This is a genomic window from Streptomyces sp. NPDC048650, assembly GCF_043199095.1.
Taxonomy (GTDB): domain Bacteria; phylum Actinomycetota; class Actinomycetes; order Streptomycetales; family Streptomycetaceae; genus Streptomyces.
Window position 1 is genome coordinate 502,399 of sequence record NZ_JBICVM010000006.1, and the last position, 26,217, is coordinate 528,615.

General features: G+C 71.0%; 23 protein-coding genes. 12 read left to right on the forward strand and 11 right to left on the reverse strand.

Annotated elements, in window-relative coordinates; all coding sequences use genetic code 11:
- Positions 1 to 52 precede the first annotated feature (52 nt).
- From ACGFML_RS20255 to ACGFML_RS20275, 5 genes are all read left to right on the forward strand, one after another.
- Entirely contained in the window at positions 53 to 715 is a 663-nt protein-coding gene (locus ACGFML_RS20255) for a hypothetical protein (RefSeq protein ID WP_393545492.1), read from the forward strand.
- A gap of 46 nt (positions 716 to 761) precedes the next feature.
- Positions 762 to 938, forward strand: a complete 177-nt coding sequence (locus ACGFML_RS20260) for a hypothetical protein (protein ID WP_393545494.1) — start codon at positions 762 to 764, stop codon at positions 936 to 938.
- 171 nt (positions 939 to 1,109) lie between these two features.
- Positions 1,110 to 1,580 (forward strand): BlaI/MecI/CopY family transcriptional regulator, encoded by a 471-nt coding sequence (locus ACGFML_RS20265; RefSeq protein ID WP_393545609.1) that lies wholly within the window; start codon positions 1,110 to 1,112, stop codon positions 1,578 to 1,580.
- A gap of 9 nt (positions 1,581 to 1,589) precedes the next feature.
- Entirely contained in the window at positions 1,590 to 2,108 is a 519-nt protein-coding gene (locus ACGFML_RS20270) for an amino-acid N-acetyltransferase (protein ID WP_393545496.1), read from the forward strand.
- 156 nt (positions 2,109 to 2,264) lie between these two features.
- Positions 2,265 to 2,597, forward strand: coding sequence for an Lsr2 family protein (locus tag ACGFML_RS20275; RefSeq protein ID WP_393545610.1), 333 nt, complete (start codon positions 2,265 to 2,267; stop codon positions 2,595 to 2,597).
- On the opposite strand, the gene ACGFML_RS20280 is transcribed toward ACGFML_RS20275, so the two are convergent.
- Complete coding sequence (locus ACGFML_RS20280; RefSeq protein WP_393545497.1) at positions 2,528 to 3,223, reverse strand: SCO3374 family protein; 696 nt, start codon at positions 3,221 to 3,223, stop codon at positions 2,528 to 2,530. The two genes, ACGFML_RS20275 and ACGFML_RS20280, sit on opposite strands and share 70 nt — an antisense overlap.
- Positions 3,224 to 3,720: 497 nt before the next feature.
- Between ACGFML_RS20280 and ACGFML_RS20285 the strand changes: the two genes are divergently transcribed.
- Entirely contained in the window at positions 3,721 to 6,246 is a 2,526-nt protein-coding gene (locus ACGFML_RS20285) for an ATP-dependent Clp protease ATP-binding subunit (RefSeq protein ID WP_393545499.1), read from the forward strand.
- Between the two features lie 79 nt (positions 6,247 to 6,325).
- Here the strand turns inward: ACGFML_RS20285 and ACGFML_RS20290 are convergent, their stop codons facing one another.
- Both ACGFML_RS20290 and ACGFML_RS20295 read right to left on the reverse strand, forming a co-directional pair.
- Positions 6,326 to 8,359 carry an NACHT domain-containing protein gene (locus ACGFML_RS20290; protein WP_393545501.1) on the reverse strand — a complete coding sequence of 678 codons (2,034 nt, stop codon included), beginning with the start codon at positions 8,357 to 8,359 and terminating at the stop codon, positions 6,326 to 6,328.
- 23 nt (positions 8,360 to 8,382) lie between these two features.
- A complete protein-coding gene (locus tag ACGFML_RS20295; protein WP_393545503.1) occupies positions 8,383 to 11,595 on the reverse strand; it encodes an NACHT domain-containing protein in 3,213 nt (1,070 codons plus the stop codon).
- Between the two features lie 499 nt (positions 11,596 to 12,094).
- Here ACGFML_RS20295 and ACGFML_RS20300 point away from each other — a divergent pair, with 499 nt between their 5' ends.
- A complete protein-coding gene (locus ACGFML_RS20300; RefSeq protein WP_393545505.1) occupies positions 12,095 to 12,799 on the forward strand; it encodes a M23 family metallopeptidase in 705 nt (234 codons plus the stop codon).
- On the opposite strand, the gene ACGFML_RS20305 is transcribed toward ACGFML_RS20300, so the two are convergent.
- Positions 12,781 to 13,395 carry a TetR/AcrR family transcriptional regulator gene (locus ACGFML_RS20305; protein ID WP_393545507.1) on the reverse strand — a complete coding sequence of 205 codons (615 nt, stop codon included), beginning with the start codon at positions 13,393 to 13,395 and terminating at the stop codon, positions 12,781 to 12,783. The two genes, ACGFML_RS20300 and ACGFML_RS20305, sit on opposite strands and share 19 nt — an antisense overlap.
- Before the next feature lie 166 nt (positions 13,396 to 13,561).
- Between ACGFML_RS20305 and ACGFML_RS20310 the strand changes: the two genes are divergently transcribed.
- Complete coding sequence (locus ACGFML_RS20310; protein WP_393545509.1) at positions 13,562 to 15,169, forward strand: MDR family MFS transporter; 1,608 nt, start codon at positions 13,562 to 13,564, stop codon at positions 15,167 to 15,169.
- Positions 15,170 to 15,362: 193 nt separating this feature from the next.
- A complete protein-coding gene (locus ACGFML_RS20315; protein ID WP_393545510.1) occupies positions 15,363 to 15,824 on the forward strand; it encodes a VOC family protein in 462 nt (153 codons plus the stop codon).
- A gap of 27 nt (positions 15,825 to 15,851) precedes the next feature.
- Here the strand turns inward: ACGFML_RS20315 and cseC are convergent, their stop codons facing one another.
- From cseC to ACGFML_RS20340, 5 genes are all read right to left on the reverse strand, one after another.
- Positions 15,852 to 17,153 carry a two-component system sensor histidine kinase CseC gene (gene cseC / locus ACGFML_RS20320; protein WP_393545512.1) on the reverse strand — a complete coding sequence of 434 codons (1,302 nt, stop codon included), beginning with the start codon at positions 17,151 to 17,153 and terminating at the stop codon, positions 15,852 to 15,854.
- An 8-nt stretch (positions 17,154 to 17,161) separates the two neighbouring features.
- A complete protein-coding gene (gene cseB, locus ACGFML_RS20325; protein ID WP_393545514.1) occupies positions 17,162 to 17,872 on the reverse strand; it encodes a two-component system response regulator CseB in 711 nt (236 codons plus the stop codon).
- Between the two features lie 9 nt (positions 17,873 to 17,881).
- A complete protein-coding gene (locus tag ACGFML_RS20330) occupies positions 17,882 to 18,538 on the reverse strand; it encodes a hypothetical protein (RefSeq protein ID WP_393545516.1) in 657 nt (218 codons plus the stop codon).
- Positions 18,539 to 18,668: 130 nt separating this feature from the next.
- The gene (locus ACGFML_RS20335; protein ID WP_393545518.1) at positions 18,669 to 19,220 is read right to left on the reverse strand and encodes a SigE family RNA polymerase sigma factor; all 552 of its coding nucleotides are present in this window, start codon (positions 19,218 to 19,220) and stop codon (positions 18,669 to 18,671) included.
- Between the two features lie 439 nt (positions 19,221 to 19,659).
- Entirely contained in the window at positions 19,660 to 20,595 is a 936-nt protein-coding gene (locus ACGFML_RS20340) for an A/G-specific adenine glycosylase (protein ID WP_393545611.1), read from the reverse strand.
- Positions 20,596 to 20,778: 183 nt separating this feature from the next.
- Between ACGFML_RS20340 and ACGFML_RS20345 the strand changes: the two genes are divergently transcribed.
- The 3 genes from ACGFML_RS20345 (at position 20,779) to ACGFML_RS20355 (ending at position 23,385) form a co-directional block, all read left to right on the forward strand.
- Positions 20,779 to 21,267, forward strand: a complete 489-nt coding sequence (locus tag ACGFML_RS20345; RefSeq protein WP_393545520.1) for a pyridoxamine 5'-phosphate oxidase family protein — start codon at positions 20,779 to 20,781, stop codon at positions 21,265 to 21,267.
- Positions 21,268 to 21,464: 197 nt separating this feature from the next.
- Positions 21,465 to 22,280 (forward strand): hypothetical protein, encoded by an 816-nt coding sequence (locus tag ACGFML_RS20350; RefSeq protein ID WP_393545522.1) that lies wholly within the window; start codon positions 21,465 to 21,467, stop codon positions 22,278 to 22,280.
- 118 nt (positions 22,281 to 22,398) lie between these two features.
- Positions 22,399 to 23,385, forward strand: a complete 987-nt coding sequence (locus ACGFML_RS20355) for an NAD-dependent epimerase/dehydratase family protein (RefSeq protein ID WP_393545523.1) — start codon at positions 22,399 to 22,401, stop codon at positions 23,383 to 23,385.
- A gap of 87 nt (positions 23,386 to 23,472) precedes the next feature.
- Here ACGFML_RS20355 and disA read toward each other — a convergent pair whose 3' ends face one another.
- Positions 23,473 to 24,594: a DNA integrity scanning diadenylate cyclase DisA gene (gene disA / locus ACGFML_RS20360; protein WP_393545524.1), complete on the reverse strand. Its 1,122-nt coding sequence runs from the start codon at positions 24,592 to 24,594 to the stop codon at positions 23,473 to 23,475.
- A gap of 131 nt (positions 24,595 to 24,725) precedes the next feature.
- A complete protein-coding gene (gene radA / locus ACGFML_RS20365; RefSeq protein ID WP_393545526.1) occupies positions 24,726 to 26,138 on the reverse strand; it encodes a DNA repair protein RadA in 1,413 nt (470 codons plus the stop codon).
- Between the last annotated feature and the right edge of the window lie 79 nt (positions 26,139 to 26,217).

A 26,217-nucleotide genomic window follows, 5' to 3' on the forward strand; every position in this document is an offset into this window, starting at 1 on the left:
CACCGGTGGCGAATTAAGTGGCTTTTGTCCGAAACGGTCGTAAAGTCGCCGCATGCCTATGCCATACGGATCTCGCGGCGGCATGACGTTCAGCGCCGATGAGCTGCGAGTGCTCCGTCGCGCTCTCGCCCATGCCCTGCAATCGACGTCCCGCTCCGTCCTCCCGCTCGGCGCCTCCGGCCCCGGGTGGCCGGAGGACATCCAGGAATACTTCCGGCTGGCCGAGGCGGTGGACGAGGCGGTCCGCGAAGGCGGCCGGCTGCGCGCCTTCCTGCTCGCCGACCTCGCCCGCTACCGCGAAACCCTGCCCGGCTCGGCCGCCGGCTACCTCACCCACCTCGAAGAGGCGCTGACGGCCGGCTACGCCCCCGGGCCCGACGACCTCGCCGCCCTGCGCTCACTCGCCGCGCTGCGCACCGGCGCGGCCGAGGGTGAGCGCCGCGGCGCCCTGCTGCGCCGCTGCGAACGGCTGGCCGAACGCTCCGTGCGGGCCCGGCTGCGGGCGCTGCCCGGCGGCCGCGGTACGGCGGGTGAACCGGAGCGCAAGCCGGAGCGCAAGCCCGAGCCCGAGCCGGTGGCCGAACCCAAGCGACCGCAGCCCGATCCGTCGCCCGCACCCAAGGCCCCGCGCCCGGACCGCCCGATCCCCACCCCCGGCGAGGTCTTCCCGCGCCGCCGCAGGCCCGCACCGCCCCCCGAGGCCCGCACCGCCTGAGTGCTGCGTACCCTGGAACCTCACGTGCCAAAGGAGGCCGAACGCCATGGATTACGTCGCCGCGCTCGTACCGCCCGTAGTGATGGCCGTGGCCTTCACGGCCCTGATCGTGACGATCGTCAAGAGCCAGGGTGGCCCGAACAAGGCCAAGGAGGACGCCGCCGCGGACGCCCTGATCGCCCGCGCCGAGTCCCCTCAGGAGCCCACGGCGCAGGGCGCCTGACCGCCCGGCCGCCTATTTCGGTCGATCGCGCACTGTACGGCCCGGGAATGACCATCCCGGGCCGTACATCCTTTTTCCGACCCAAACGCAACGAGATCAACCGGCATTCGCGACATCTCCCACTATTGTTCTTGTGTGCCGAGACGCTTGGGTGATCTGGAAGACGCGGTGATGACGCGGGTCTGGGAGTGGAACCGCCCGGTCACCGTTCGAGAAGTCCTGGAAGATCTCCAGAAGGAACGGTCGATCGCGTACACGACGGTCATGACCGTATTGGACAACCTTCATCAGAAGGGCTGGGTCCGCCGTGAAGCGGAAGGCCGGGCCTATCGATATGAGGCGGTCTCCACCCGCGCCGCGTACTCCGCCGCACTGATGAACGAAGCATGGTCCGCCAGTGACAACCCCGCCGCCGCACTTGTGGCCTTCTTCGACATGATGTCGCCGGAACAGCGCCATGCCCTGCGCGATGCCGTACGGATGGTGCAGATCGACGAGACCGCTCCCGAACAGGCACCGGAAGCGGGATCGGAAGCGGGATCGGAACAGTCCTCTCAGGTCGGGACGCAACAAGGGCCGCAAGAACACGCATCGGGCGAAGCCGACGAACCCGGGGCGGGCACAGCGGAGGCGGGGCGATAGCGTCCCGGCATGCCCGTGCATTCAAAAGGCCTCACCGTCCGCCGTGCCCGGACCGGCGATGTCCCCTCGGTACGCCGCCTCATCGACTCCTACTCACGGGACGGCATCCTGCTCGACAAAGCCACCGTCACCCTTTACGAGGACATCCAGGAGTTCTGGGTCGCCGAGCGCGACGAGGACGCCGAGGTCGTCGGGTGCGGGGCGCTGCACGTGATGTGGGAAGACCTGGCCGAGGTGCGCACCTTGGCCGTGGATCCCCGACTCAAGGGTTCCGGGGTCGGCCACCAGGTGCTCGACAAGCTGTTGCGTACCGCGAGCTGGCTCGGAGTGCGGCGCATTTTCTGTCTCACCTTCGAAGTCGACTTCTTCACCAAGCACGGCTTCGTGGAGATCGGTGAGACTCCGGTAGACGGTGATGTCTACAGCGAGCTGCTGCGTTCCTATGATGAGGGCGTTGCCGAGTTCCTCGGGCTCGAACGAGTGAAGCCCAACACCCTGGGTAACAGTCGGATGCTTCTGCACCTGTGATCAGCGTTCTATGTCCGAATCGCTCCCCTATCTCATGGCTACGGAAGCATGCGTTCCCCGCTCTGCGGGCAAGTGAACCCTACCCAAGGGTTTGTGTTTTTCCCGGAAAAGCGGTTTGCTTTCCGTCGTAATCCACATTCGATGAAAGGGAAACCGGTGGCACAGAAGGTTCAGGTTCTTCTTGTCGACGACCTCGACGGCGGCGAGGCCGACGAGACCGTGACGTTCTCTCTCGACGGCAAGTCCTACGAGATCGATCTCACCGTTGCCAACGCCGACAAGCTTCGCGAGTCGCTGGCCGACTTCGTGAAGGCCGGTCGCCGCACGGGTGGCCGGGCAGCGGGTCGCGGCAAGGCACGCGCCGCTTCCGGTGGCTCCCAGGACACCGCCAAGATCCGCGCCTGGGCGAAGGAGAACGGCTACAACGTCAATGACCGCGGCCGTGTCCCCGCCGACATTCGCGAGGCATTCGAGAAGGCCAACGGCTGATCGCCGTCAGCGCGATCCGATTGGGCATTACGAGCACGCAGCAACCGGGCCCGGTGGCACTCCGTCGCCGCCGCGCTCACCAGCCGAATGAGGTCGGGGGCGCCCCCAACGTCTCCGATTCCTGCCCCGATCCCCGTGGTGGGCAGGGAATTCTCCGCCGCGCGCCCCGGCCGGGGAGGTCGCAACCATCCTGCGGCCTCCCGAGCGCCGAATCCGCACAATGACGGCACTCCTGTGGCGGACGAGTACGTGGGGACGGCCGGTGCGGGCATCCGCTCCCCGGCCCCGCGTGCGCTGAGATCCGTCGCCTGCGCGCCCCACTCGAGCCATTCCAGGATTTCCGGAAGTTCTTCGGCACCGCCGGCCGCGATGAGCATGAGCAATTTCGGCCGATCAATGGCGTGATTACCGTCGCGTCCGGACCGCAGCAGCGCCACCGGGCCCGTGTGCGGCAGCCGCCGCAACACCGCGCGGCCCGCGCCGGCCGGCATCTCCAGGACGTCGAAGCGCCGGCCCACCAGCAGCTCCACCGGCTCCGTGCCGGTGGTCGCCCAGCCCATCTCCTCCTCGTACCACCGGCGGACGGAGGCAAGAGGGCTGCGGGGTCGCGGAAGCGCGCTGGCCATATCCGGTGCAACTCCCCGAACCCCAGGAAGTTACGCTGGGTGGGAACTCGGATACGTAACGTGTCCACGATGGGGCGCGCCGGTGCATTCGGCGGCGGCCGGGTGTTCGCCCGTAGCGGATGGAACGGGCCCGCGCCGCATGGAGTGTCAGTGGCAGCGGGTAAGACAGTCACAGTGGGAAGAGACCGTGTGACCGGCACTCACGGCGCTCTGCTCCGGCGGATGGCGGGATGTGGGCGGCGTGTCGGCCAAGGGCGCGTTCGCCACGGGCGTAGTGGCGAAGAGCGTATATGCCTGGCCTGCGGGAACATCGTCTCGCACCATCGAGTTGGAGCAGATGTCAGCTGTTCGGCAGTAAATTTCCCCGCCGGAGCGGGGGTGATCCGGACGGGTGTCGGCAGTTGGAATGAGCTGTCCCGCCCCGCGGGACTAGCATGCGGAAGGACAGGGAGGGGACCGACCCCTAACTGCCTGACCGCTCTGAGGAGCGATTAACGATGTTCGAGAGGTTCACCGACCGCGCGCGGCGGGTTGTCGTCCTGGCTCAGGAAGAAGCCCGGATGCTCAACCACAACTACATCGGCACCGAGCACATCCTCCTGGGCCTGATCCATGAGGGTGAGGGTGTCGCCGCTAAGGCCCTGGAGAGCCTCGGGATTTCGCTCGAGGCGGTCCGCCAGCAGGTGGAGGAGATCATCGGGCAGGGCCAGCAGGCCCCGTCCGGGCACATCCCCTTCACCCCCCGTGCCAAGAAGGTCCTGGAGCTTTCGCTCCGCGAGGCCCTCCAGCTCGGCCACAATTACATCGGTACGGAGCACATCCTGCTCGGCCTGATCCGCGAGGGCGAGGGCGTCGCAGCCCAGGTCCTGGTGAAGCTGGGCGCCGATCTCAACCGGGTGCGGCAGCAGGTCATCCAGCTGCTCTCCGGCTACCAGGGCAAGGAAGCCGCCACCGCCGGCGGCCCCGCCGAGGGAACGCCCTCGACGTCCCTCGTCCTGGACCAGTTCGGCCGCAACCTGACGCAGGCCGCTCGCGAGACCAAGCTCGACCCGGTCATCGGGCGCGAGAAGGAAATCGAGCGGGTCATGCAGGTGCTGTCCCGCCGTACGAAGAACAACCCGGTTCTCATCGGCGAGCCCGGCGTCGGCAAGACGGCGGTCGTCGAAGGACTGGCGCAGGCCATCGTCAAGGGCGAGGTGCCCGAGACCCTCAAGGACAAGCACCTCTACACCCTCGACCTCGGTGCCCTGGTCGCCGGCTCCCGCTACCGCGGTGACTTCGAGGAGCGCCTGAAGAAGGTGCTCAAGGAGATCCGCACCCGCGGCGACATCATCCTGTTCATCGACGAGCTCCACACCCTGGTGGGTGCGGGCGCCGCCGAGGGCGCGATCGACGCCGCGAGCATCCTCAAGCCCATGCTGGCGCGAGGCGAGCTGCAGACCATCGGTGCCACCACGCTCGACGAGTACCGCAAGCACCTGGAGAAGGACGCGGCCCTCGAGCGCCGCTTCCAGCCGATCCAGGTCGCGGAGCCGTCGCTGCCGCACACCATCGAGATCCTCAAGGGCCTGCGGGACCGCTACGAGGCGCATCACCGCGTCTCCATCACGGACTCCGCCCTTGTCGCGGCCGCCACCCTGGCCGACCGCTACATCTCCGACCGCTTCCTGCCGGACAAGGCGATCGACCTGATCGACGAGGCCGGCTCCCGGATGCGGATCCGCCGCATGACCGCACCGCCGGACCTGCGCGAGTTCGACGAGAAGATCGCCGACGTGCGCCGGGAGAAGGAGTCCGCGATCGACTCGCAGGACTTCGAGATGGCCGCGGGCCTGCGCGACAAGGAGAAGCAGCTCCTGGCCGCCAAGGCGAAGCGGGAGAAGGAGTGGAAGGCCGGCGACATGGACGTCGTCGCCGAGGTGGACGAGGAGCTGATCGCCGAGGTCCTGGCGACGGCCACCGGCATCCCGGTCTTCAAGCTCACCGAGGAGGAGTCCTCGCGGCTGCTGCGGATGGAAGACGAGCTGCACAAGCGCGTCATTGGCCAGAAGGACGCCATCAAGGCGCTCTCCCAGGCCATCCGCCGTACGCGTGCCGGCCTGAAGGACCCCAAGCGTCCCGGTGGCTCGTTCATCTTCGCCGGCCCGTCCGGTGTCGGTAAGACCGAGCTGTCCAAGACGCTCGCGGAGTTCCTGTTCGGCGACGAGGACGCGCTGATCTCCCTCGACATGTCGGAGTTCAGCGAGAAGCACACGGTCTCGCGGCTGTTCGGTTCGCCTCCCGGCTACGTCGGCTACGAAGAGGGCGGCCAGCTCACCGAGAAGGTGCGCCGCAAGCCGTTCTCCGTCGTGCTCTTCGACGAGGTCGAGAAGGCCCACCCGGACATCTTCAACTCGCTGCTGCAGATCCTGGAGGACGGTCGCCTGACCGACTCCCAGGGCCGGGTCGTGGACTTCAAGAACACGGTCATCATCATGACGACCAACCTCGGCACCCGGGACATCTCCAAGGGCTTCAACCTCGGCTTCGCGGCCCAGGGCGACGCCAAGTCCAGCTACGAGCGGATGAAGAACAAGGTCAACGAAGAGCTCAAGCAGCACTTCCGCCCCGAGTTCCTCAACCGTGTCGACGACACCGTCGTCTTCCACCAGCTGACCGAGGAAGACATCATCCAGATCGTCGACCTCATGATCGCCAAGGTGGACGAGCGGCTCAAGGACCGCGACATGGGCATCGAGCTCAGCAGCGAGGCCAAGTCGCTGCTGGCCAAGCGCGGGTACGACCCGGTGCTCGGCGCGCGTCCGCTGCGCCGCACGATCCAGCGCGAGATCGAGGACGCCCTCTCGGAGAAGATCCTCTTCAGCGAGCTGCGTCCGGGCCACATCGTGGTCGTCGATGTCGAGGGCGAGGGTGACACCGCCAAGTTCACCTTCCGCGGCGAGGAGAAGTCGGCCCTGCCCGACGCCCCGCCGATCGAGTCCGCGGCCGGCGGCTCGGGCCCGAACCTGAGCAAGGACGCGTAACCGGCTCCGCAGCGTCACCGCAACTGCCCCGGCACCGTTTCGTACGGTCCGGGGCAGTGCTGTGTGCGGGGGCGGGGCCTCACAGGCGGACGACGCGGATGCCGTCCGGCACGCCGCTCACCTCAGGCAGGCGCCGGCCGACCCGCAGTGTGTCCAGCTTCGGGAACGCCGACAGCCACTCCATCGAAACGCCCAGGTCATAGGCGAGCCACAGCCGGGTCAGGCCCTCCGCCGGGGCGATGCCCCCGATGAGCTGGTCCGGGGTGAAGTGCCCGGAGACCCGCAGATGCGGCCGGCCGCCCAGACCCCGCAGGGTGTGCAGCTCCTCCAGGTCGGCGACCGGGAAGTACAGCTCGACCGGATCCAGGTGGGCGATGATCTCGCGGGCGTAGCGGGCGGTGTCGTAGTGCCGCCAGGCCCCGGCCAGCTGCGCCCGGACGTCGTGGTGCCGGCGGTCGCGCAATCCGGTCAGATAGTCGATCGCCATGTCGTCGGCGATGGAGGTGGCGGTGATGGCGAGGAGGAGGGCCTCGTCGTCGGAGGCCGGGGCGGGGTCGGGGAGCATCTCCAGGACGATCGGCCCGATCCACCCCAGGGCGCGGGCCGCGGACGGGGTGCTGGGGCGCACCATGTCGCGGGTGAAGCGCTGGACGCGGGCACGGACGTCCGGGTCCAGTTCGGTGGCGTGCTCCAGGCAGGCGGCGGCCAGCAGCTTGCGGTGGCGGGCCTCGGCGGCCCGCACGCCCGCGTGCGGGGCCAGCAGCCCGTCCAGGAGGGACGCGCACTCGTCGGGACGGGCCAGGGCCACGGCCATCCGTATGACGTCCTCCCAGTCGTCGTGGTGGGCGTGGTCCAGGAGCAGCCGGAAGTCGTGCCGCTGCACCGTCGCCCGTGCGGAGAGGTAGTCCTGGAAGGTGCGATGGACGAAGTCGACGGTGCCGGGAGTCGGCTCCCTCAGCAGCCCCGTGCGGTTCAGCAGGTGCTGGAAGACGTCCTCCGGGCCGCCCTGCCGGGCCGCGTCCGGAATGGCGGGCAGATGCTCGGCGAGGGTGGCGACGGCCGTGTCCCGGTCCATCTCCGAGCGGCCGTTGAGCAGCATCCAGTGGGCGAGCTTCTGCAGCAGCTGGATCTTGGGCTGCCGGGTCAGCTCGACGCCGTCGGTGGCGACCATCGCCCGCTCCCGGTCCCGGCGCTCCAGCAGCATCGACAGCGCGGCGTCGTAGAGCTCCTTGCGGCCGTTGGGCAGGTAGCCGCGGCGGTCGCGGTGCAGGGCGCACAGCAGCCCGCACATCAGCGGATTGGTGGCCAGCCGGCCCAGGTCCCGGGTGATGCGGACGGCGTTGAGCAGTGTGTGCTCGTAGTGCCCGAGCCGGTCGAGGTCGGCGGGGCGGCGCTGGGCGGCGGCCCGGTGCCAGCGCTGGATGAAGGCGGCGATGTCCTCCCGGCTCATCGGCGCCAGCGACAGCTCGGTGAAGTCCTCGGCGGCGAGCCAGTTGTGCGGTACGGCGGAGGGGCGCGAGGTGACGACGCAGACGGTGCCCGGGTAGCGGGCGGTCCAGTCGCGGAGGCGTTGGCGTACCTCCTCGCGGGTGTCCTCCGGAGCCTCGTCGATCCCGTCGACCAGCAGGAGGGCGCGGCCGTCGCTCAGGACGCGCTCGGCCCAGCCGGGCGGCTGGGTGCCGGCGTCCGGGGAGCCGACGGCGGCGAGGAATCCGTCGGGCTCCGGGAAGCCGTCGCGGGCGAAGCGGCGTACCGGGAGGAGGAACGGGACCCGGCCGCGGAGCCCGGCGAGCGCCTCGGGCAGTTCGTCGCGGGCGGTGGCGACGGTGAGCCACTGGAGGAGGGTCGTCTTGCCGGACCCGGCCACGCCGCGGACGAGGATACGGGGGCGGTTCGCCAGGGCCTGTTCGGCGGGCGCCGGGGGTTCGTCGTCCTCGGTGGCCGGGTCCGGCTCGCAGGTCAGGCCGAGGTAGGCGGCGTCGAGGGGCCAGCTGTCGGGGGAGTGGGTGAGGTCGATGCCGAAGATGGTGAGGTGGTTGTGGGTGGTGGCGGTGGTGTGGGCGTACCGGGCTTCGAAGGTGGCGTCGCGGTCGGTGGTGCGGGTGGGCTCCATGGGGTTCCCCGTAGTGGCTGCGGTCAGGTGCGGGGGCGGGGGTAGAGGGTGAGTTTCACGTGGGGTGGGAGGGAGGCGGGGGGCTCCGGGTGGAGGTAGGAGAGGTAGACCTCCTGGAGATCGGGGGCTGCTTCCAGGGACGAGAGGTCGATGGGGGCGTCGATCATGCCGAACATCCAGAGCGTGCGGATGTTGGGGAAGGCGGGGAGCGCGGCGCGCAGGATGCGGATCAGTTCCGGTACGGGACGCTTGTCCGTGTTGAGGAGGCTGAGCTTCTCGACCTTCGGCAGGCGGAGGCCGGGGGGAATGTGCAGTGGGCCGCCTTCGGTGGCCAGGCCGAAGGAGAACTCCTTCAGCTTGCTGAGGCTCGCGAGAGTCTGCCACTGCTCCTCACGGAAGTCCTCTGCCAGGCGGCGTAGTTGGACGAACTCCAGCTGCGGCCAGGACGAGGCGTTCGCGAATTCGGCACCGACCGGTCCACTGATGACAAGGCTGGCGAGCGGGGCATGCAACGGGAGTGACGCCGTGGGGGCCCGGGACCGGATATGGAGCGCGAGGGAGTCGAGGTGCACCAGGCGGTCCAGTGCGCGTGGGGGGCACGCGCCGCTGACGGACAGCGAACGGAGCGGCACATCCACGAGGGGGGCGATGCTTTCGACCGCAGGACAGTCCTGAAGGGTCAGTGACTCAAGGGCCGGGAAGCCCCGGAGGAACGCAAGGCTGCTGATCTCCGAGTTGTTGCTGAGCTCCAGCCAGGTGAGGCGCTGAGGGTCCAGCTCGTCGCGGAGACCGCGGTCGGTGAAGGGGCCGCGAACGCTGACGCGCGAGCCAGCGCCGAGAGACCTGAGCGCCCGCAGCTCGGCGACACTGTCCACGGGGTAGGAAACGGAGTCGCGGTCCATCCGCCGGATGATCTCGTCGGCGTAGCGTTCGGTGTCGAAGTGCTGCCAGGCCGCGGCCAGCCGGAAGCGTACGCCGAGCCCGGGGTGCGTACGGAAGCCCTTCAGGACCTCCAGGGCCGCGTCCGAACCGATACCTGCGGCGGTGTCGATCACCGCTTGCGCCTCGTCCTCCTCCAGCCCCTCCGGCCCCGGCAACAGCTCCAGCACCATCGGCCCCACCTCGGCGAGCAGGTCCGACTCCTCCTGGCACCGAGGCGGCAGGATCGCCCGCGCCCGCTCCTGGACCTCCTCCCGCACTCGCGGATCCAACTCCGTCGCATGCTCCAGGCAGGCCATCGCCAGCAGATGGACGCGCAGCCGGGTGCGGGTGCTCCGGATGCCGTCGCCGTGTTCGACCAACCCCCGTAAGAGCTCGGCCCGCTCGCGGGGGCGGGCGTGGGCCACGGCCATGCGGATGACGTCCTCGAACTGGTCGTCCACGGCGTTGCGGGCGAGCAGGCCGAAGTCGCCCTCCTCGACGGCGGCCCGGCCGCCGAGGTAGTCGCGGAAGGTGCGGTGGATGAAGTCGACCGAGCCGGGGACGGGCTCGCGGAGCAGGCCGCTGCGCAGGAGCAGATGCCCCAATACGGCCGTGGCGTTGCCCTGGGAGTCCGCTGAGGGGACGGCCGGCAGGGCCTCCGCGATGATCATCTCGGCGCGCTCGCGGTCGAGTTCCATGCGCCCGTTGCGGATCAGCCAGTACGCCAGCCGCTGCAACAGCTGCACCTGCGGCTCGTCGGCCAGCTCGATGCCCGTGGGGGCGCCCATGTCCCGCTCCCGGTCGCGCCGCGACAGCAGCATGCCCAGCGCCGCGTCGTACAGCTCCTTGCGCCCGTGCGGGAGATAGCCGCGCCGGTCCCGGTGCAGCGCGCAGATCAGCCCGCACATCAGGGGATTGGTGGCGAGGCGGCCCAGGTCCTGCTTGGTGCGGACGGCGGTCAGCAGGGACCGCTCATAGGCGTCGAGGCGGTCGGTGTCCTCGGCGTCCTCGCGCGCCGCCGCGTGCCAGCGGCCGATGAACGCGGTCACTTCCTCGCGGCCCATGGGGGCGAGGGTCAGCTCGTCGAAGCCGTCGGCGGCGAGCCAGTCCTCGCGTACGGCGGAGGGGCGGGTGGTGACCAGCCACCGGTTGTCCGGGAAGGCGTCGAGCAGATCGCGCAGCCAGTGGCGGGCCTGCTTGCGCTCGCGGTCGGGGATCTCGTCCAGGCCGTCCACGAGGAGGAGGCCGCGGCCGGCGGCCAGGACGCGTTCGGCCCACCCGTCGGGCCGGGCGCCGGCGACCGGGCAGCCGACGGCGGACAGGAAGCGGTCGGGGGTGGGCAGGGCGGCGCCGGAGCGGGTGAGGGTGCGCAAGGGGAGGACGAAGGGAATGCGGCCGTAGAGGTGGGGGAGAGGAGTGTCGGCCGGGTCCTTGGTGCAGGAGACGGCCAGCCACTGGATGAGGGTGCTCTTGCCGGAGCCGGCGACGCCGCGCAGCAGAACGCGGTCGAAGTCGGAGAGGGCCTGGTCGGCGCGTTGGGGCGGGCGGGGCGGGGGGCCCTCGGTCGGCATCATGCCGGAGATGTTGATCTCCGGCTGACGGCTTGTGGCTCCCAGGCTCAGATACGCGGAGTCCAGCGGCCAGCGGTCCGGGGAGTGGGCCAGGTCGATGCCGTAGATGGTCAGCCGGCTGTGCTTGCGGGCGATGTAGGTGAGGTAGACGCGTTCGAAGGCGGTGTCGGCGGCCTGGGGGGACGGCCGGCCCTCGAGGTAGCTGTCGATCTTGGCGATCACGCCGTCGAGGCTGCGGCTCTGCTGGACGAGGGTGCGGGCCACGAACGTCGACCGCTGGGTGAAGAAGTGCACGATGTGCAGGCAGGCCGTGCTCAGCAGGGTGTGGTGGAGCAGTTCGGCGTCCCGGGAGAGGTCCCGGGTGGCATCCGGGACGGCGGCCGTCAGGCGGTCCGCCAGGACGCTGTGGCCGAGCAGGACGGCCTGTACGTCGTCCATGGCCAGCTCGCCGAGGCTGCCGAGGGTGGTGGCCAGGGCGTCGGCCAGGGCCGTTTCCTCGTCCTCGGGTAACGGGCGTTCGCCGGGGTGGGCGGCGCGGACGGAGCGGGCCACCAGTTCGGCCGCGAGCCGGTGCAGATCCCGGTCGGAGAGGGTGCGCTTCTCTCCTCTGAAGGACACCAGGCCGGAGATCCGTACGGGCCCGTCGACGAGCCCGGCCCCCGGCCCTTCCTTGACGAACAGCTTCTTGACGAGGGGCGCGACCACGCTCGAGGCGAGTCGGATCCCCACTGCTGACGGTTCCATCGGGCGGCGGCCTCCCCCATGGCTGCTGATGTCGTGGTGAGCCAGGTTACGCGCCCGGGGGCGCCGGGGCGGGGAATTCGCTTTTTTCTTGGCCTTTTACGTTACCCACGTCACGTTGCCCAGGTCACAAAGAAAGCGGTGGATCCCATTCGGCGGTGACATGGCGCACACGCCATTTGCGGCCTACTAGCGGCTTTAGGGGTTTGCTGCGGCCGCCGTGCGGGGTTTTCGCCGGGCGCGGCGGCGGGTTGACGGCACAACGGGGACTGTCGGAGAAACGCCAGGTGGGAGGCTACTTGTCGGCCCTGGGTGGCCGTCCATGGGCGCTTCGGGCCGACCCGCAATGGCCTGAATTACACCGGGCCGGATACGGCATCCGGTAGTAGAAAGGCCCCTTGGCCAGCCGTCGAATGCGGGTTACCAAGGAATGGCCAACCCGGTCCGCAGCCGGGAGAAGCCAATCAATTCCTGATTCCAGATCACTGGAGGAAAAACCCGCATGTCGAAGTTCACCGCCATACGTAATTCCAAGAACGCCGCCAAGAAGTCCGTGCTGCGCAATCGCGTCGCCGTCGCGGCCGGTGGCCTCGGTATCGCCGCCGCGCTGGGCGCCGGTGTCGCCAACGCCGCCGACCAGGGTCTGACGAGCCTCACCTCGAACGTCGGCTCGACGGTCAGCGCGCAGGCCGATGCGCAGGCCAAGGCGGCGAAGGACGCGAAGGTGGCCGCGGCGAAGGCCAAGGCGGCCGCCGTGAAGGCCAAGAAGGACGCGGCCAAGAAGGCCGAATCCTGGGTCAAGCCGGTGGAGAAGTACACGCTGGGCTCGACCTTCGGCCTCGCCGGTACCCACTGGTCGCACAACCACAGTGGTCAGGACTTCGTCGTGCCGACCGGCACCCAGGTCCACGCCGTCCACCACGGCACCGTGGTCAAGGCCGGCCCCTGGGGCGGCGGTGACGGCCCGGCGTACGGCAACGCCGTCGTGATCAAGCACGACAACGGCACCTACACGCAGTACGCGCACCTGTCACAGATCCAGGTCCACGTCGGCCAGCAGGTCGCGACCGGTCAGCAGGTCGCACTCTCCGGCAGCACCGGCAACTCCACCGGCCCGCACCTGCACTTCGAGGTCCGCACCGGTCCCGACTACGGGACGGGCGTCGAGCCGACCGGATTCCTGCGGGCTCACGGCGACGCCGTCTGAGCTGAATCCGGCCGGGCTGGCCGGCGGCTCGGCGGGTTTGCCGCCGTGACCAGTTCTGTGGCGACCTCGAGGACGGCCTTGCGCTTGTCCTCGGGGTCGCCTTCCACGCTCTGCATGGCGAACATGCTCGCGTGCATGGAGAACAGTGCCGTGAGGCAGCGCACCTGATCCGTCAGTTCGGCATCGGGCTCCTTGAGGAGGCCGAAGAGGGTCACCATGCGGGCCTTGAAGGTGTCGCCGATGCTCAGGTCGCGCACGGTCGCCTGGTTCTCCTGCATGAAGCGGAAGAGGGGTTCGGCGGCGCGGAGCGAGTCGCTGTAGCGGCGGATCAGCTCCGTCTTGGTCGCGAGGGTGCGGGGCTGCGCCTCCGCCCAGGTGATCAGCTCGTCGATGGGCCTTCGCAGGTCCTCGAACAGGCTGATGACGATGTCTTCCTTGGTCTTGAAGTGGTAGTACAGCGCCGCCTTGGTGACCTCGAGCTCTTCGGCGATCTCGCGCAGCGAGGTCTTCTCGTAGCCCTGTGCGGAGAACAGCTCCAGAGCGACGTCCTGAATCCGCTGACGGGTGTTCCCCCGGCGGGCGTGCGGTGTGCTCATGGTGCTCTCCTGCGTGGTTGCCGCGTCGTCCTGCGTAGTCGGTGCCGGTCGGAGCGCTGCCCGCTGGGGCATCAAGGAAACTTACTTGACGCCCGGCTAGTTAGCCGCCTACCTTCTCGTACTGTACTGAATTAGCCGGGCGGCAAGTAAGTGGGAGTGATGGGGGATGTCGCAGACAGCGGTCCCGACGGGGGACGGACAGATAGCAGCGCAGAGTGAGGGGAAGCAGCCCGCCAGCGTGCGGGTGGTGCTCTTCGCGCTGATGATCGCGATGCTGCTCGCGATGCTGGACAACATGATCGTCGGCACCGCGATGCCGACCATCGTCGGTGAGCTGGGCGGCATGGAGCACCTGTCCTGGGTGGTCACCGCGTACACGCTCGCCACCGCCGCGTCGACCCCGATCTGGGGCAAGCTCGGCGACATGTACGGACGCAAGGGTGTCTTCCTGACGTCCATCGTGATCTTCCTGATCGGCTCCGCGCTGTCCGGCATGGCCCAGGACATGGGGCAGCTGATCGGCTTCCGCGCGGTGCAGGGCCTGGGCGCGGGCGGCCTGATGGTCGGCGTCATGGCCATCATCGGCGATCTGATTCCGCCGCGGGAGCGCGGCAAGTACCAGGGCATGATGGCCGGTGTCATGGCCGTCGCGATGATCGGCGGACCGCTGGTCGGCGGCAGCATCACCGACCACCTCGGCTGGCGCTGGAGCTTCTACATCAACCTGCCGCTCGGTGCGATCGCCCTCGTCATGGTCACCGCGGTGCTGCATCTGCCGAAGAAGCGGTCCCAGACCCGGATCGACTACTTCGGTGCCGTGCTGCTCACCGTCGGCATCACCTCGCTGGTGCTGATCACCACGTGGGGCGGGACCGAGTACGACTGGACCTCGCCGCAGATCCTGGGGCTCGGCGCGCTCGGCGTCGTCGCGCTGGTGCTCTTCGCCCTGGTGGAGCGGAAGGTCGGCGAGCCGGTCGTGCCGCTGCACATCTTCCGCAACGGCAACTTCTCGCTCGTCACACTGATCGGCTTCCTGGTCGGCTTCGTGATGTTCGGGGCGATGACGTTCCTGCCGCTGTTCCAGCAGACCGTGCAGGGCGCCTCGGCGACCAACTCCGGACTGCTGCTGCTGCCGATGCTGCTCGCGATGATGGCCGTCTCGCTGTTCGCGGGCCGGGTGACCACCACGACCGGCAAGTACAAGGTCTTCGTGGTCGTCGGCAGCGGGCTCATCACCGCCGGCCTGGCACTGCTGTCGCTGATGGGCACCGACACCACCCGCTTCACCTCGGGTGTCTACATGGCGGTGCTCGGCGCCGGCATGGGCTTCCTGATGCAGACCACCATGCTGATCGCGCAGAACAGCGTCGAGATGAAGGACATGGGCGTCGGCTCCTCGTCGGCCACCCTCTTCCGGACGATCGGCGGCTCCTTCGGCGTCGCGATCTTCGGCGCGATCTTCACCGACCGGGTGCAGACGGCGATGGTCGAGAAGCTGGGCAAGGCCGCGGGGAACGCGACCGGCGGCGTCGCCCAGATGGACCCGAAGCAGCTGCCCAAGCTGCCGCCGATGGTCAGGGACGCCTACGAACACGCCGTGGCCACCGGCACGCACCATGTCTTCCTGTGGGGCACGGCGATCAGCGTCGTCGGCTTCGCCGCGGCCTGGTTCCTCAAGGAGGTGCCGCTGCGCGGTGGCCCCGCCAAGACCGCCGGGAGCCCGGAGGGTGGGGACGCTCCGGTGGACCGGGTGGCGGTTGCGGAGACCGTCTGATCCGGCCCTCGGTTCCCGGCACTGCGAACGGCCCCGGCGTCTCCGTACGCCGGGGCCGTTCGCCTGCCCGGGGCGCTGCGGCTGCCGTGGCCGCCGCGACGGCCCCGGCGGTCGCGCGGTTCTCGAGAAGCGGGCGGCTGAGCGGCCTGCCTACGGTGACAGGGCAGACAGGCCGCGCCGTGAGGAGCACGCCATGATCAAGGGCATCGCCATCAGCACCATCTGGGTGCTCGACCAGGACCGGGCCAAGGAGTTCTACACCGAGAAGCTCGGCCTGGAGGTCCGCACGGACATGCGGATGGGTGGTGAGAAGGGCATGCGCTGGTTGACCGTCGGGGCCGAGGACCAGCCGGACGTGGAGCTGACGCTGATGGTGCCCAGCCCGCCCGGCATGGACGCGGAGTCCGCCGAGGCGCTCACGATGCTGGTCGGCAAGGGGCTGCTGGGCGCCGGCGTGCTGGCCACCGACGACGTGCACGGCGATCACGCGGCGCTCAAGGCCAAGGGCGTGCAGTTCGTCCAGGAACCGCAGGAGCGGCCGTACGGCATCGAGGCGATCTTCCGGGACGACTCCGGCAACTGGTTCTCGCTGACCCAGCGGCGCGAGCAGCTGGACCTGAGCCGGGAGTGGGGGGAGTGCGTCGACGGGACGTGAGTGGGCGGGCCGGCGCGCGCCGGGGGATCAGCGGTCCGGGAGCTGGATGACGGGGAAGCTGCCGGTGTTCGTCGGGGCGTTCTCCGGCAGCCAGAGCACCGAGACCGCGCCCGTCGACCCGTCCGTCAGCTCGTCGGCGTTGCGGAAGGTGAGGCGGGCGCCCAGGACACGGGCCTGACCCGCCGCGATGGTCAGACCCAGGCCGTGGCCGCGGCCGGCCCGGTCGCTGCTGCCGGTGCGGAAGCGGCTCGGGCCCTCGCGCAGCAGCGCCTCGGGAAAGCCGGGGCCGTGGTCGCGGACCCGCAGCACCCGGCCCTCGACGGTCACCTCGATCGGGGGCCTGCCGTGCCGGGCGGCGTTGGCGATCAGGTTGCCGAGGATGCGTTCCAGACGGCGCGGGTCGGTGGTGACATCCGCGTCCCGCACGACCTCGACGCCGACGTCCTGGCTGAGCGCACGGACGCGGCGGGTGACGAACTCGCCGAGGGCGACGTCCTGGAGCTCGGCGCGCTCGGCGTGCCCGTCGAGCCGGGCCACCTCCAGTACGTCCTCGACGAGGGTGCGCAGCGCCTGCGCCCGGTCCCGTACGAGCTCGGAGGGGCGCCCGGGGGGCAGGAGTTCGGCGGCGGTGAGCAGGCCGGTGACGGGGGTGCGGAGTTCGTGGGCGATGTCGGCGGTGACCCGGCGCTCGGCCTCGATCCGCTGCTGGAGCGCGTCGGACATGGCGTCCACCGCCCAGGCCAGATCGTCGGTCTCGTCCCGGACCCGGCCGCCGACCTCGTCGCGGATACGCACCGAGGTGTCGCCCTCGGCGAGCTTGCCCGCGGCGGCGGCCGCCTTGCGCAGCCGCTTGGAGAGCCGCCCGCCGACCAGTACGCCGAGCGCGCAGCCGCCGACGACCACCGCGGTCGAGCCGATCAGCAGCGCCTGGTCCAGGTCGTCGAGGACGGCGAAGCGGTCGAAGAAGCGGTCGTGCACGGACAGCACCCGGCCGTTGCCGAGCGGGGAGGCGGCCCACACCTCGGGCGCGGTCTGTCCGTTGTCCTGAAGGTAGGTGGCGCGCTCGCCCTCGGCGACCTCCTTGCGCAGGGCGTCGGGCAGCGCGGGGTCGTCGATCTTCGCACCGAACTGCAGCCGGTTGGTGGACTCGAAGATCTTCTGGGTGATGTTGAGCCGCTCGATCTGCACATCGCGGCTGTTGTCGAGCATGGAGTGGCGGGCCGCGTTGTGCACGACAAGGCTCAGCGCGATCGCAACCAGCGCCCCGACGAGCGCGATCGCCGCACTGAGCTTCCATCTCAGCCCCGTCCGCAGGGCCAGTCTGACCACTGCGGGTGTCAGCCCCTCAGCTTGTAACCGAAGCCGCGGACCGTCTCGATGCGGTCCTGGCCGATCTTGCCGCGCAGCCGCTGGACGTGGACGTCCACCACCCGGGTGTCGCCGCCCCAGCCGTAGTCCCAGACCCGCTCCAGCAGCCGGTCGCGCGAGAGGACCGTACCCGGTGCGTGGGAGAACTCCAGCAGCAGCCGCATCTCGGTCGGCGTCAGCGCGACCGTCTCGCCGCCCTTGCGGACCTCCATGCCCTCGGTGTCCACCTCGAGATCGCCGAAGCGCAGTACGGGCTCGGCGTGCGCGGCCGCGTCGCCAGCGTGCGCGCCGTTGCCGTCCGGGCCGCTGGCATGGCCGAAGCGGCGCAGCACGGCGCGGATCCGGGCGACGAGGACGGCGCCGTCGAACGGCTTGGTGACGTAGTCGTCGGCGCCGGCCTCCAGGCCGAGCACCACGTCGATGGAGTCGGCGCGCGCCGACAGCATGATCACCGGGACCGTGGACTCGTCGCGGATGCGGCGGCACAGGCTGACGCCGTCCAGGCCCGGCACCATCACGTCGAGCAGGGCGATGTCCGGGCGGTCGGCGCGGAACGCCTCCAGGCCGGCGAGCCCGTCGGGCATGGCGGTGACCACGAAGCCGTCCCGCTCCAGGGCGAGCTGGGTGGCCTCGCGGATGACGTCGTCGTCCTCGACGAAGAGCACATGGGTGTCGGCCATGCCGTTGTCTCAACCCTCCGGTCCCGTGCCGTCGGCGGACGCGGGCGCGTCGTTGACGGTGGTCCTGCTGTAGTCGGTGTGGGACTTCTTGCCGTACCGGGTGAAGCCGTCGTGCGACCAGCGGTAGGTCAGGACGTCCTCGCCCGAGGGGCAGCACACCTGGTCGTCGGCGTCATAGGTCTGCACGGAGACCTGGAGATCCCGCTTGTCGACCGCGGCGTAGACCGTCGGCTGCTCGTTGGCGTACACGTTTTCATACCCGCCGCTGCCCCGCTTACGGAACACATAGGCGCCGAGGCCGACGGAATCCGCACAGGTCATGACGTTGACGACGACGTCGCGGGACTTGGCGCCGGTCAGCGACGCATACGTCACCTCGACCGGGTACTCGTCCGCCGCGCAGGGCTTGGCCAGGGACTTCTTCACGTCCGGGCCGACCTTGGGGTCGTGCTTGAGCAGCTCGACGGCGTCGACCTTCTTGTGGCCGCCGGTCGAGGTCGGTGAGGGGGAGGCGCTCATCGCGCCCTTGGGCGTGGTGGCCGGCCCTTCGGTGCGTACGCCGTCGGCACCGGGATTGCATCCGGCCAGCAGAAGGCCGACGGCGGCCACCCCCGCCGTGGCCGTGCCGCCTTTGGTCAACCCGCCGGTCAACCTGTTCCTGGACAATCCGCTCCTGCTCACCGTGCCGCTCGCACAGCCGCTCGTCCTGCTGCTGCTCGTGTGGCGATTGTCGCGCGGAAGGCTGTGGGCCGTGCCGCGCGCCGAACGCCGTGGTCCAGGGTGCCCGAGCCGCGGCTCAGGCAGCGCACCGCTCCCGGTCCCGCTCGTCGCGCTCCAGCATCCGCGCGTCGATGTCGCGCATCTCCAGCTCCTGGCGCAGCCGGGCCAGCGCGCGGTGCAGGGTGCTCTTGACCGTACCGGTCGACATGCCGAGCGCGGCGGCGGTCTCCTCGGTGCTCATCTGCTCCCAGTGCCGCAGGACGACGACGCTGCGCTGCTTGGGGGCCAGCACGCCCAGGATGTCCATCAGCAGGGCGCGGTCGGCGCGCTGCTCGGTGCCGTCGTCGACGCTCGCGTCGGGCAGCTGCTCGGTGGGCACCTCCTCCAGCTTCCGGGCGCGCCACCACTCCGTACGAGTGTTGATCATGACGCGGCGGAGGTAGGCGTCGGCCAGCGACTTGTCCGCGATGCCGTCCCAGCGGCCGTACGTGCGGACCAGGGCGGTCTGCAGCAGGTCCTGTGCGTCGACCGGGTCCGGCACCAGGCGCCGGGCGCTGCGCAGCAATGCCTCCTGCCGCGTGCGCACATACTCTTCGAAGTCCAGTACCTTGCCGCCGCTGGTCGCCATCCCGACGCCTCCGATCCGCTTGCGTTCCCCACGTTGACCGCGCTGGTGGTCATCTCCAGCACGAGGAAGACGCTACGGAGGGGGTGTTGCGGCGTAATGTGCGTCGGCCCCACAGCGAATGCACGGAAAACCTGCGGTTGTGTAACAGCCCGCCGGAGGTCATCCCGTGGACGGACGGCGGGCCGGTACGGGTCATCCTTCGGAGGGATGAGACACCCACCGAAAGGCCGATGGCCGCTCGATCGGCGGTGCGGGCGTCGCGCACCCCGCATGATCAGGCCGAAGGGCGGCGAATTTCGGTCGAATTGCTTCGTTGTTCGGCATCCGTCCGCGCGGCCGGCGCGGCCACCCGGTCTCCCGGCCGGCGGCATCGCGACAGGGCCCCGGTCGCGGCGCAGCCGCCCGGGGCCCTGTCACGATGCGGAGCCTCCAGGGGCCTCTAGCCGTGCGGCAGGCGGTAGCGGCCACCGCCCAGCGGCTCCACCAGGCCGTCCGAGACCAGCCCGTCCAGCGCCCGCGCCCGCTGCACCGGCTCTTCCCACACCGCGTCCAGCACCTGCTGCGGGACCGGTGCGACCGCCTCCCGCAGCACGGCCAGCAGCTTGCCGCGGACCTGGCGATCGGTGCCGGCGTACGTCTGGGTGCGCCGCGGCGGCCCCTCGTGCGCCGGGGACCCGGCCAGCCGCCAGGCGCACTGCGAAGCGATCGGGCAGCGGTGGCACTCCGGCCCGCGCGCCGTGCACACCAGTGCGCCCAGCTCCATCGTGGCCGCCGCCCAGCGCGCCGCCAGCTGCTCGTCCTCGGGCAGCAGGGCGCGGGCGAGCTTGCGCTCCGCGGCGGTGGTGGCGTTCGGCGGGTACTGGCGGCCGGTGACCGCACGGGCGAACACGCGGCGCACATTGGTGTCGAGCACGGCGTGTCGCTGCCCGTACGCGAAGGACGCCACCGCCGCGGCGGTGTACTCGCCCACGCCGGGCAGCGCCAGCAACTGGCTGTGCTCGCGCGGTACGTCGCCGCCGTGCCGCTCCTGTATGGCGGACGCGGCGGCGTGCAGCCGCAGCGCGCGCCGCGGATAGCCGAGCCGGCCCCAGGCGCGTACCGCTTCGCCCGGCGCCTCGGCGGCCAGGTTGGCGGGGCGCGGCCAGCGGGTCAGCCACTGCTCGTACACCGGCAGCACTCGGCTGACCGGGGTCTGCTGCAGCATGAACTCGCTGACCATCACGCCCCAGGCGCCCGCCTCGGGGCGGCGCCAGGGCAGGTCGCGGGCGTGCTCGTCGAACCAGTCGGTGACCGGGCCGTGCAGCCCCGTCCCGTCTGCGGCCTCCGCGGCCGAATCGGAAAAGGCGGCGGAAGCATTCTCGGCGGCGGCGGGCATGGCAGTGGGTGTGGCAGGCGTCGAAGTCATGGCACCACCGATCCTGGCACGCCCGTGCCCGCCCGGGAAACGCACCGGCCCGCGTCGCTCCGCGCCCACCCGCACGCGGGACGGGATGGTACGTACGGGTGGCCGCTACCGCCGGTACGCGAGGATGCGGTCATGAAGGAAGAGGACGGGGCCATGAGTGAGCGCGGATGCCCGGCGGCGATCCGGCGGGCACTGACCGGTCATACGACGCTGACCTTGGCGTATGTGGACGACGAGGGGCCGCAGGCGGCCGCGGTGCTGTACGCCGTGGACGACCGGCCGGCGGCCGGGCCGCTGCTGTATTTCGTCACGTCCGCGGAGACCCGGCACGGTCGGGCCCTCGCCGGGGTCGGACCCGGCGGCGCGCCGGTCGCCTGCACGGCCCAGCGCGACGGCCAGGAGTGGAGCGGACTGACGGGACTTCAGGGCAGGGGCGTCTGCCGGCCGCTGGAGGGCGGGGAGCGGGCGGCGGGCTGGCAGGTCTACACCGAGCGGTTCCCCTTCGTCCTGGAGAGCGAGCGGCTGCGCGCGGCCCTGGAGCGCACGGCGCTGTGGGAACTGCGCCCGGACTGGCTGCGACTGATCGACAACGGCCGGGGCTTCGGTCACAAGGAGGAGTGGCGGCGGGCCGGCAGCCGGTAGCCGCCCCGGCCGTTTCCGGTACGCACACGCGCGGAACGTGCGGGGTGCACCACAACGGGCGTGATCGGGCCGGACCGGGGGCAACGGCGCACACCGGGCGCCCGACGGGCCGTCTGCGGGCCGATGATGGGAAAAGTTGCAGCGTCGTGCGGCGGGTACTGGCCGGTCTGCGTGCCGATCTCTCGTAGAGTTTCCGCGTGGGATCACTGCGCAATCCGATCGGGCCGCTTCCGTCCTCCATCTACTGGCGGCGGAGGGCCGTTGCGCTGGCCATCGTCGCACTGCTCGCCCTGGTGGTGGTGTGGGTCCTCAGCCTGGGCTCGGACACCGACGACACCGGCGGCAAGGGCGGCAAGGGCTCGGCGCACGGATCGGGGCCGGCGACGTCCATCACGCCCGGGCCCTCCGGCAGCGGGCCGGCGATCAGTCAAAAGCCGGGTGGACGCGGTGGATCGGGCGGCGGCGAGTCGGGCACGGGCGGCGGATCCGGGTCGGGCGACGGCGACAAGGGATCGGGCGGAGCGGGCGGACCGGGCGGCGACGGTGGCTCCGGTGGCGGCCCCATCGGCGAGGGTTCGGGCGCCGCCCTCGTGCCGGCCGGCTCCTCGCTCCTCAACTGCACCACGGACGGCGCCGAGTTGACGCTGCGCAGCGTCAAGGACACCTACAAGCCGGGCGAGAAGCCGCGGTTCGAGCTGGCGGTCAAGAACTCCGGGGGATCGGCCTGCAAGGTCGACCTGGGCCGGAAGGCCACGGTGCTGACGATCAAGGACGCCGCGGGCGACGACCGGGTGTGGGCCTCCAACGACTGCCCCGCGGGCACCGGCCCGGCTCTGCTGAAGGTCCCCGCGAAGGGCTCCGTGGAGCGCGCCGTCGAATGGGACCGCCGGGCCAGCGCCCCGCAGTGCGCGACCCCGAGCGCGGCTGCGGTGCCGGCCGGGAAGTACGTCGTCGAGGCGAAGGTCCCCGGGCTGGACCCGGTGCGGGCGAAGTTCGCCCTCGCCAAGCACTGACACCCGGGCCGGCGCGGCACCAGGACCCCCGGCTCCCCAACTCCCGTTCGCCACGGGCGATTCCGCTCAGAGCGTGCAGGGCTGCGCCGGCCCGGTGCCGTGCGGCACATTCGGGCTCATGAAGCTCTTGATTCTGGGCGGTACGGAGTTCGTGGGGCGGGCGGTCGCCGAGGCGGCCCTGGCCCGTGACTGGCAGGTGACGGTGTTCCACCGCGGGCACCACGCGCCACCGGAGGGCGTGCGCGCCCTGCACGGCGAGCGCGGCGCCGGGGCGGAGGGACTCGCGGCGCTGGCGGAGGGCGAGTGGGACGCCGTCGTCGACACCTGGAGCGGCGCGCCCTGCGCCGTACGGGACGCGGCGCGGCTGCTGGCGGACCGGGCCGGGACGTACGCGTACGTCTCCAGCCGGTCGGTGCACACCTATCCCGCCGCCTACGGGCTCGACGAACGGGGGCCGGTGGTGGCGGGGTCGCCGGACGCCACCGACGCCGACGACTACGCGACGGCCAAGCGCGGCGGCGAACTGGCCGCCGTCGACGCCTTCGGGGACCGGGCGCTGCTGGTCCGGGCGGGGCTGATCCTCGGGCCGTACGAGAACATCGGACGGCTGCCGTGGTGGCTGGGCCGGATCGCCCGCGGCGGGCCGGTGCTGGCCCCGGGGCCGCGCGACGCGGCACTGCAGTACATCGACGCACGGGACCTCGCCGCGTGGACGCTGGACGCCGTCGAGGCCGGGCTCGGCGGCGCCTACAACCTGGTCGGCGAGGTCGGGCACGCCACCATGGGCGAGCTGCTGGAGAGCTGCGTCGAGGTGACCGGTGCGGCCGCCGAGCTGCGCTGGACCGCGCCCGAGGACGTGCTCGCGGCCGGGATCGAGCCGTGGACCGAGCTGCCGGTGTGGCTGGCGCCGGGCGAGGCGCGGGACACGCTCTACGGCGCCGACGTCTCCAAGGCCCTGGCGACCGGGCTGCGGTGCCGGCCCGTGGGGGAGACCGTCGCCGATACCTGGGCCTGGCTGCGGAGCATCGGCGGGGTGGCACCGCAGCGTCCGGACCGTCCCGCGGTCGGCCTGGCGGCGGAGAAGGAGGCGGCGGCGCTGCGCTGAACGTCGCCGCGCGCGGCGACGGGCCGGGCGACCGGTGGGGTGGCGGCCGTCAACGACGGCGGCCACCCCGAACGGAGGAATCCGCCGTCAGACGTAGCGTTCGAGGATCGACGACTCGGCCAGCCGCGACAGGCCCTCGCGGACCGAGCGGGCGCGGGCCTCGCCGACGCCGTCCACGGCCTGGAGGTCGTCGACGCTGGCGGCGAGCAGCTTCTGCAGGCCGCCGAAGTGGTCGACGAGACGGTCGATGACCGTGCCCGGCAGGCGCGGGACCTTGGCCAGCAGCCGGAAGCCGCGCGGGGAGACCGCGGAGTCCAGGGTCTCGGGGGCGCCGCTGTAGCCCAACGCGCGGGCCACGACGGGGAGTTCGAGGAGCTCGGTGTGGCTGAGCGCGTCCAGCTCGGCGAGCGCCTCGACGACCGTGCGGGAGCGCTTGGCGGTCGGCTCGGGGACGTAGTCGCGCACGACCAGCTCGCGTTCCGGCTCCACCCCGGCGATCAGCTCGTCGAGCTGGAGGGACAGGAGCCGGCCGTCGGTGCCGAGCTCGACGACGTACTCGGCGATCTCGGTGGCGATCCGGCGGACCATCTCCAGGCGCTGGGCGACCGCGGTGACATCGCGGACCGTCACCAAGTCCTCGATCTCCAGGGCGGACAGGGTGCCGGCGACCTCGTCCAGGCGGAGCTTGTAGCGCTCCAGGGTGGCCAGGGCCTGGTTGGCGCGGGAGAGGATCGCGGCCGACTCCTCCAGGACGCGGCGTTCGCCGTCCACGTAGAGGGCGATCAGGCGCATCGACTGGCTGACCGAGACGACCGGGAAACCGGCCTGGATGGAGACGCGCTGGGCCGTGCGGTGGCGGGTGCCGGTCTCCTCTGTCGGGATCGAGGCGTCCGGGACCAGCTGCACGCCGGCCCGCAGGATCTTGCTGATGTCCTTGTCGAGGACCAGGGCGCCGTCGAGCTTGCACAGCTCGCGCAGGCGGGTGGCGGTGAACTCCACGTCCAGCACGAAACCGCCGGTGCACATGGACTCGACGGTCTTGTCGAAGCCGAGGACGATCAGGCCGCCCGTATTGCCGCGCAGGATGCGCTCCAGGCCGTCGCGCAGGGCCGTACCGGGCGCGACGGCGCTCAGCGTGGCACGCATCAGACGGTCGGTGCCGGCGCTCCCGGCCCTGCCGGGAGCCGATGCCCGGTCGTTGGCTGCCACTGCACTCCTCCGTCGCAAGGTCAATCGGTCCGCAGGCCGCCCGGCCATGCTGCGGTGACGTACTCAGCGAGAGTACGCCGGGATCCCAGCCGGCAACACGACTGCGGTGACGGGCGAGACCAGGGCAAAGTCTACCGGCGCTGCTCCTGATCCTGTGGGGCCTCCCGCCGCACCCGCTTGGGCAGCACGCTCAGCGCCTGCCCGACGTCGGCGACCTCCAGTACCCGCATCCCCTCGGGGATCTTGCCCGGGTCGGAGGGGACCAGGGCGTGGGTGAAGCCGAGGCGGGCCGCCTCCGACAGCCGGCGCTGCACGCCCGTGACGCGTCTGACCTCGCCCGCGAGGCCCACTTCGCCGATGGCGACGAGGTTTTTCGGCAGCGGGGTGTCGCTGGCGGCGCTGGCCAGGGCGAGGGCCACGGCGAGGTCCGCGGCGGGCTCGGTGAGCCGCACACCGCCGACCGTCGCGCTGTAGATGTCGCGCTTGCCCAGCGCGCTGATCCGGCCGCGCTGTTCCAGGACGGCGAGCATCATCGAGACCCGCGAGGTCTCCAGGCCCGAGGTCGTACGCCGCGGGGAGGGGATCTGGGAGTCGACGGTCAGCGCCTGGACCTCGGCGACCAAGGGGCGACGGCCCTCCAGGGTGACCGTCAGGCAGGTGCCGGGCACCGGCTCGTCGCGTCGGGTCAGGAACAGGCCGGACGGGTCGGCGAGGCCGGTGATGCCCTCGTCGTGCAGCTCGAAGCAGCCGACCTCGTCGGTGGTGCCGTAGCGGTTCTTGACGCCGCGGACGAGGCGGAGCCGGGCGTGCCGGTCGCCCTCGAAGTGCAGGACGACGTCGACGAGGTGTTCCAGCAGGCGGGGGCCGGCGATGGCGCCGTCCTTGGTGACATGGCCGACCAGGAGGGTGGCCATACCGCGCTCCTTGGACGCCCGGATCAGCGCGCCGGCCACCTCGCGGACCTGCGCCATCCCGCCGGGCGCACCATCGATCTCGGGCGAGGCGACGGTCTGCACGGAGTCGAGGACCAGCAGGGACGGCTTGATGGCGTCCAGGTGGCCCAGCACGGCGGAGAGGTCGGTCTCGGCGGCCAGATAGAGGTGGTCGTCGAGGGCTCCGATGCGGTCGGCGCGCAGTCGGACCTGGCTCGCGGACTCCTCGCCGGTCACATAGAGCGTCGGGTGGCTGGCGGAGGCGGCCTTGGCGGCGACGTCCAACAGGAGGGTGGACTTTCCGACGCCCGGCTCGCCCGCCAGCAGCACGACCGCGCCGGGGACCAGCCCGCCGCCCAGCACCCGGTCCAGCTCGGACACCTGCGTCGAGCGGGCGGTCGCCCGGCTGCCGTCGACCTGGGCGATGGGCACCGCGGCGGTGGTGACCCGGCCCGGCGCGGTCGTGCGCACCGCGGGGGCGCCGCCGAACTCCTCGACCGTGCCCCACGCCTGGCACTCGGGGCAGCGGCCGAGCCACTTCGCGGTGGTCCAGCCGCACTCGGTGCAACGGTAGGAGGGGCGCTCCTTGGCCGACGTTTTACGGGTTGCCATGGGCTCACCGTATCGGCGGGCACTGACAACGCCGTGCCCCGCGCTCGCGAGTGGCACGGGACCGGCGGTTGGGCCGACC

What these genes read in the sequence shown, in the direction of transcription:
- ACGFML_RS20355 (WP_393545523.1), top strand. Translation starts at nt 22,399, where the DNA reads ATGAAGCTCTTGATTCTGGGCGGTACGGAGTTCGTGGGGCGGGCGGTC.
- ACGFML_RS20265 (WP_393545609.1), top strand. Translation starts at nt 1,110, where the DNA reads ATGACGCGGGTCTGGGAGTGGAACCGCCCGGTCACCGTTCGAGAAGTC.
- ACGFML_RS20255 (WP_393545492.1), top strand. Translation starts at nt 53, where the DNA reads ATGCCTATGCCATACGGATCTCGCGGCGGCATGACGTTCAGCGCCGAT.
- ACGFML_RS20345 (WP_393545520.1), top strand. Translation starts at nt 20,779, where the DNA reads ATGAGTGAGCGCGGATGCCCGGCGGCGATCCGGCGGGCACTGACCGGT.
- ACGFML_RS20290 (WP_393545501.1), bottom strand. Translation starts at nt 8,359, where the DNA reads ATGGAGCCCACCCGCACCACCGACCGCGACGCCACCTTCGAAGCCCGG.
- ACGFML_RS20280 (WP_393545497.1), bottom strand. Translation starts at nt 3,223, where the DNA reads ATGGCCAGCGCGCTTCCGCGACCCCGCAGCCCTCTTGCCTCCGTCCGC.
- ACGFML_RS20335 (WP_393545518.1), bottom strand. Translation starts at nt 19,220, where the DNA reads ATGGCGACCAGCGGCGGCAAGGTACTGGACTTCGAAGAGTATGTGCGC.
- ACGFML_RS20310 (WP_393545509.1), top strand. Translation starts at nt 13,562, where the DNA reads ATGTCGCAGACAGCGGTCCCGACGGGGGACGGACAGATAGCAGCGCAG.
- ACGFML_RS20340 (WP_393545611.1), bottom strand. Translation starts at nt 20,595, where the DNA reads ATGCCCGCCGCCGCCGAGAATGCTTCCGCCGCCTTTTCCGATTCGGCC.
- cseB (WP_393545514.1), bottom strand. Translation starts at nt 17,872, where the DNA reads ATGGCCGACACCCATGTGCTCTTCGTCGAGGACGACGACGTCATCCGC.
- ACGFML_RS20315 (WP_393545510.1), top strand. Translation starts at nt 15,363, where the DNA reads ATGATCAAGGGCATCGCCATCAGCACCATCTGGGTGCTCGACCAGGAC.
- ACGFML_RS20305 (WP_393545507.1), bottom strand. Translation starts at nt 13,395, where the DNA reads ATGAGCACACCGCACGCCCGCCGGGGGAACACCCGTCAGCGGATTCAG.
- ACGFML_RS20295 (WP_393545503.1), bottom strand. Translation starts at nt 11,595, where the DNA reads ATGGAACCGTCAGCAGTGGGGATCCGACTCGCCTCGAGCGTGGTCGCG.
- radA (WP_393545526.1), bottom strand. Translation starts at nt 26,138, where the DNA reads ATGGCAACCCGTAAAACGTCGGCCAAGGAGCGCCCCTCCTACCGTTGC.
- ACGFML_RS20260 (WP_393545494.1), top strand. Translation starts at nt 762, where the DNA reads ATGGATTACGTCGCCGCGCTCGTACCGCCCGTAGTGATGGCCGTGGCC.
- ACGFML_RS20270 (WP_393545496.1), top strand. Translation starts at nt 1,590, where the DNA reads ATGCCCGTGCATTCAAAAGGCCTCACCGTCCGCCGTGCCCGGACCGGC.
- ACGFML_RS20300 (WP_393545505.1), top strand. Translation starts at nt 12,095, where the DNA reads ATGTCGAAGTTCACCGCCATACGTAATTCCAAGAACGCCGCCAAGAAG.
- ACGFML_RS20285 (WP_393545499.1), top strand. Translation starts at nt 3,721, where the DNA reads ATGTTCGAGAGGTTCACCGACCGCGCGCGGCGGGTTGTCGTCCTGGCT.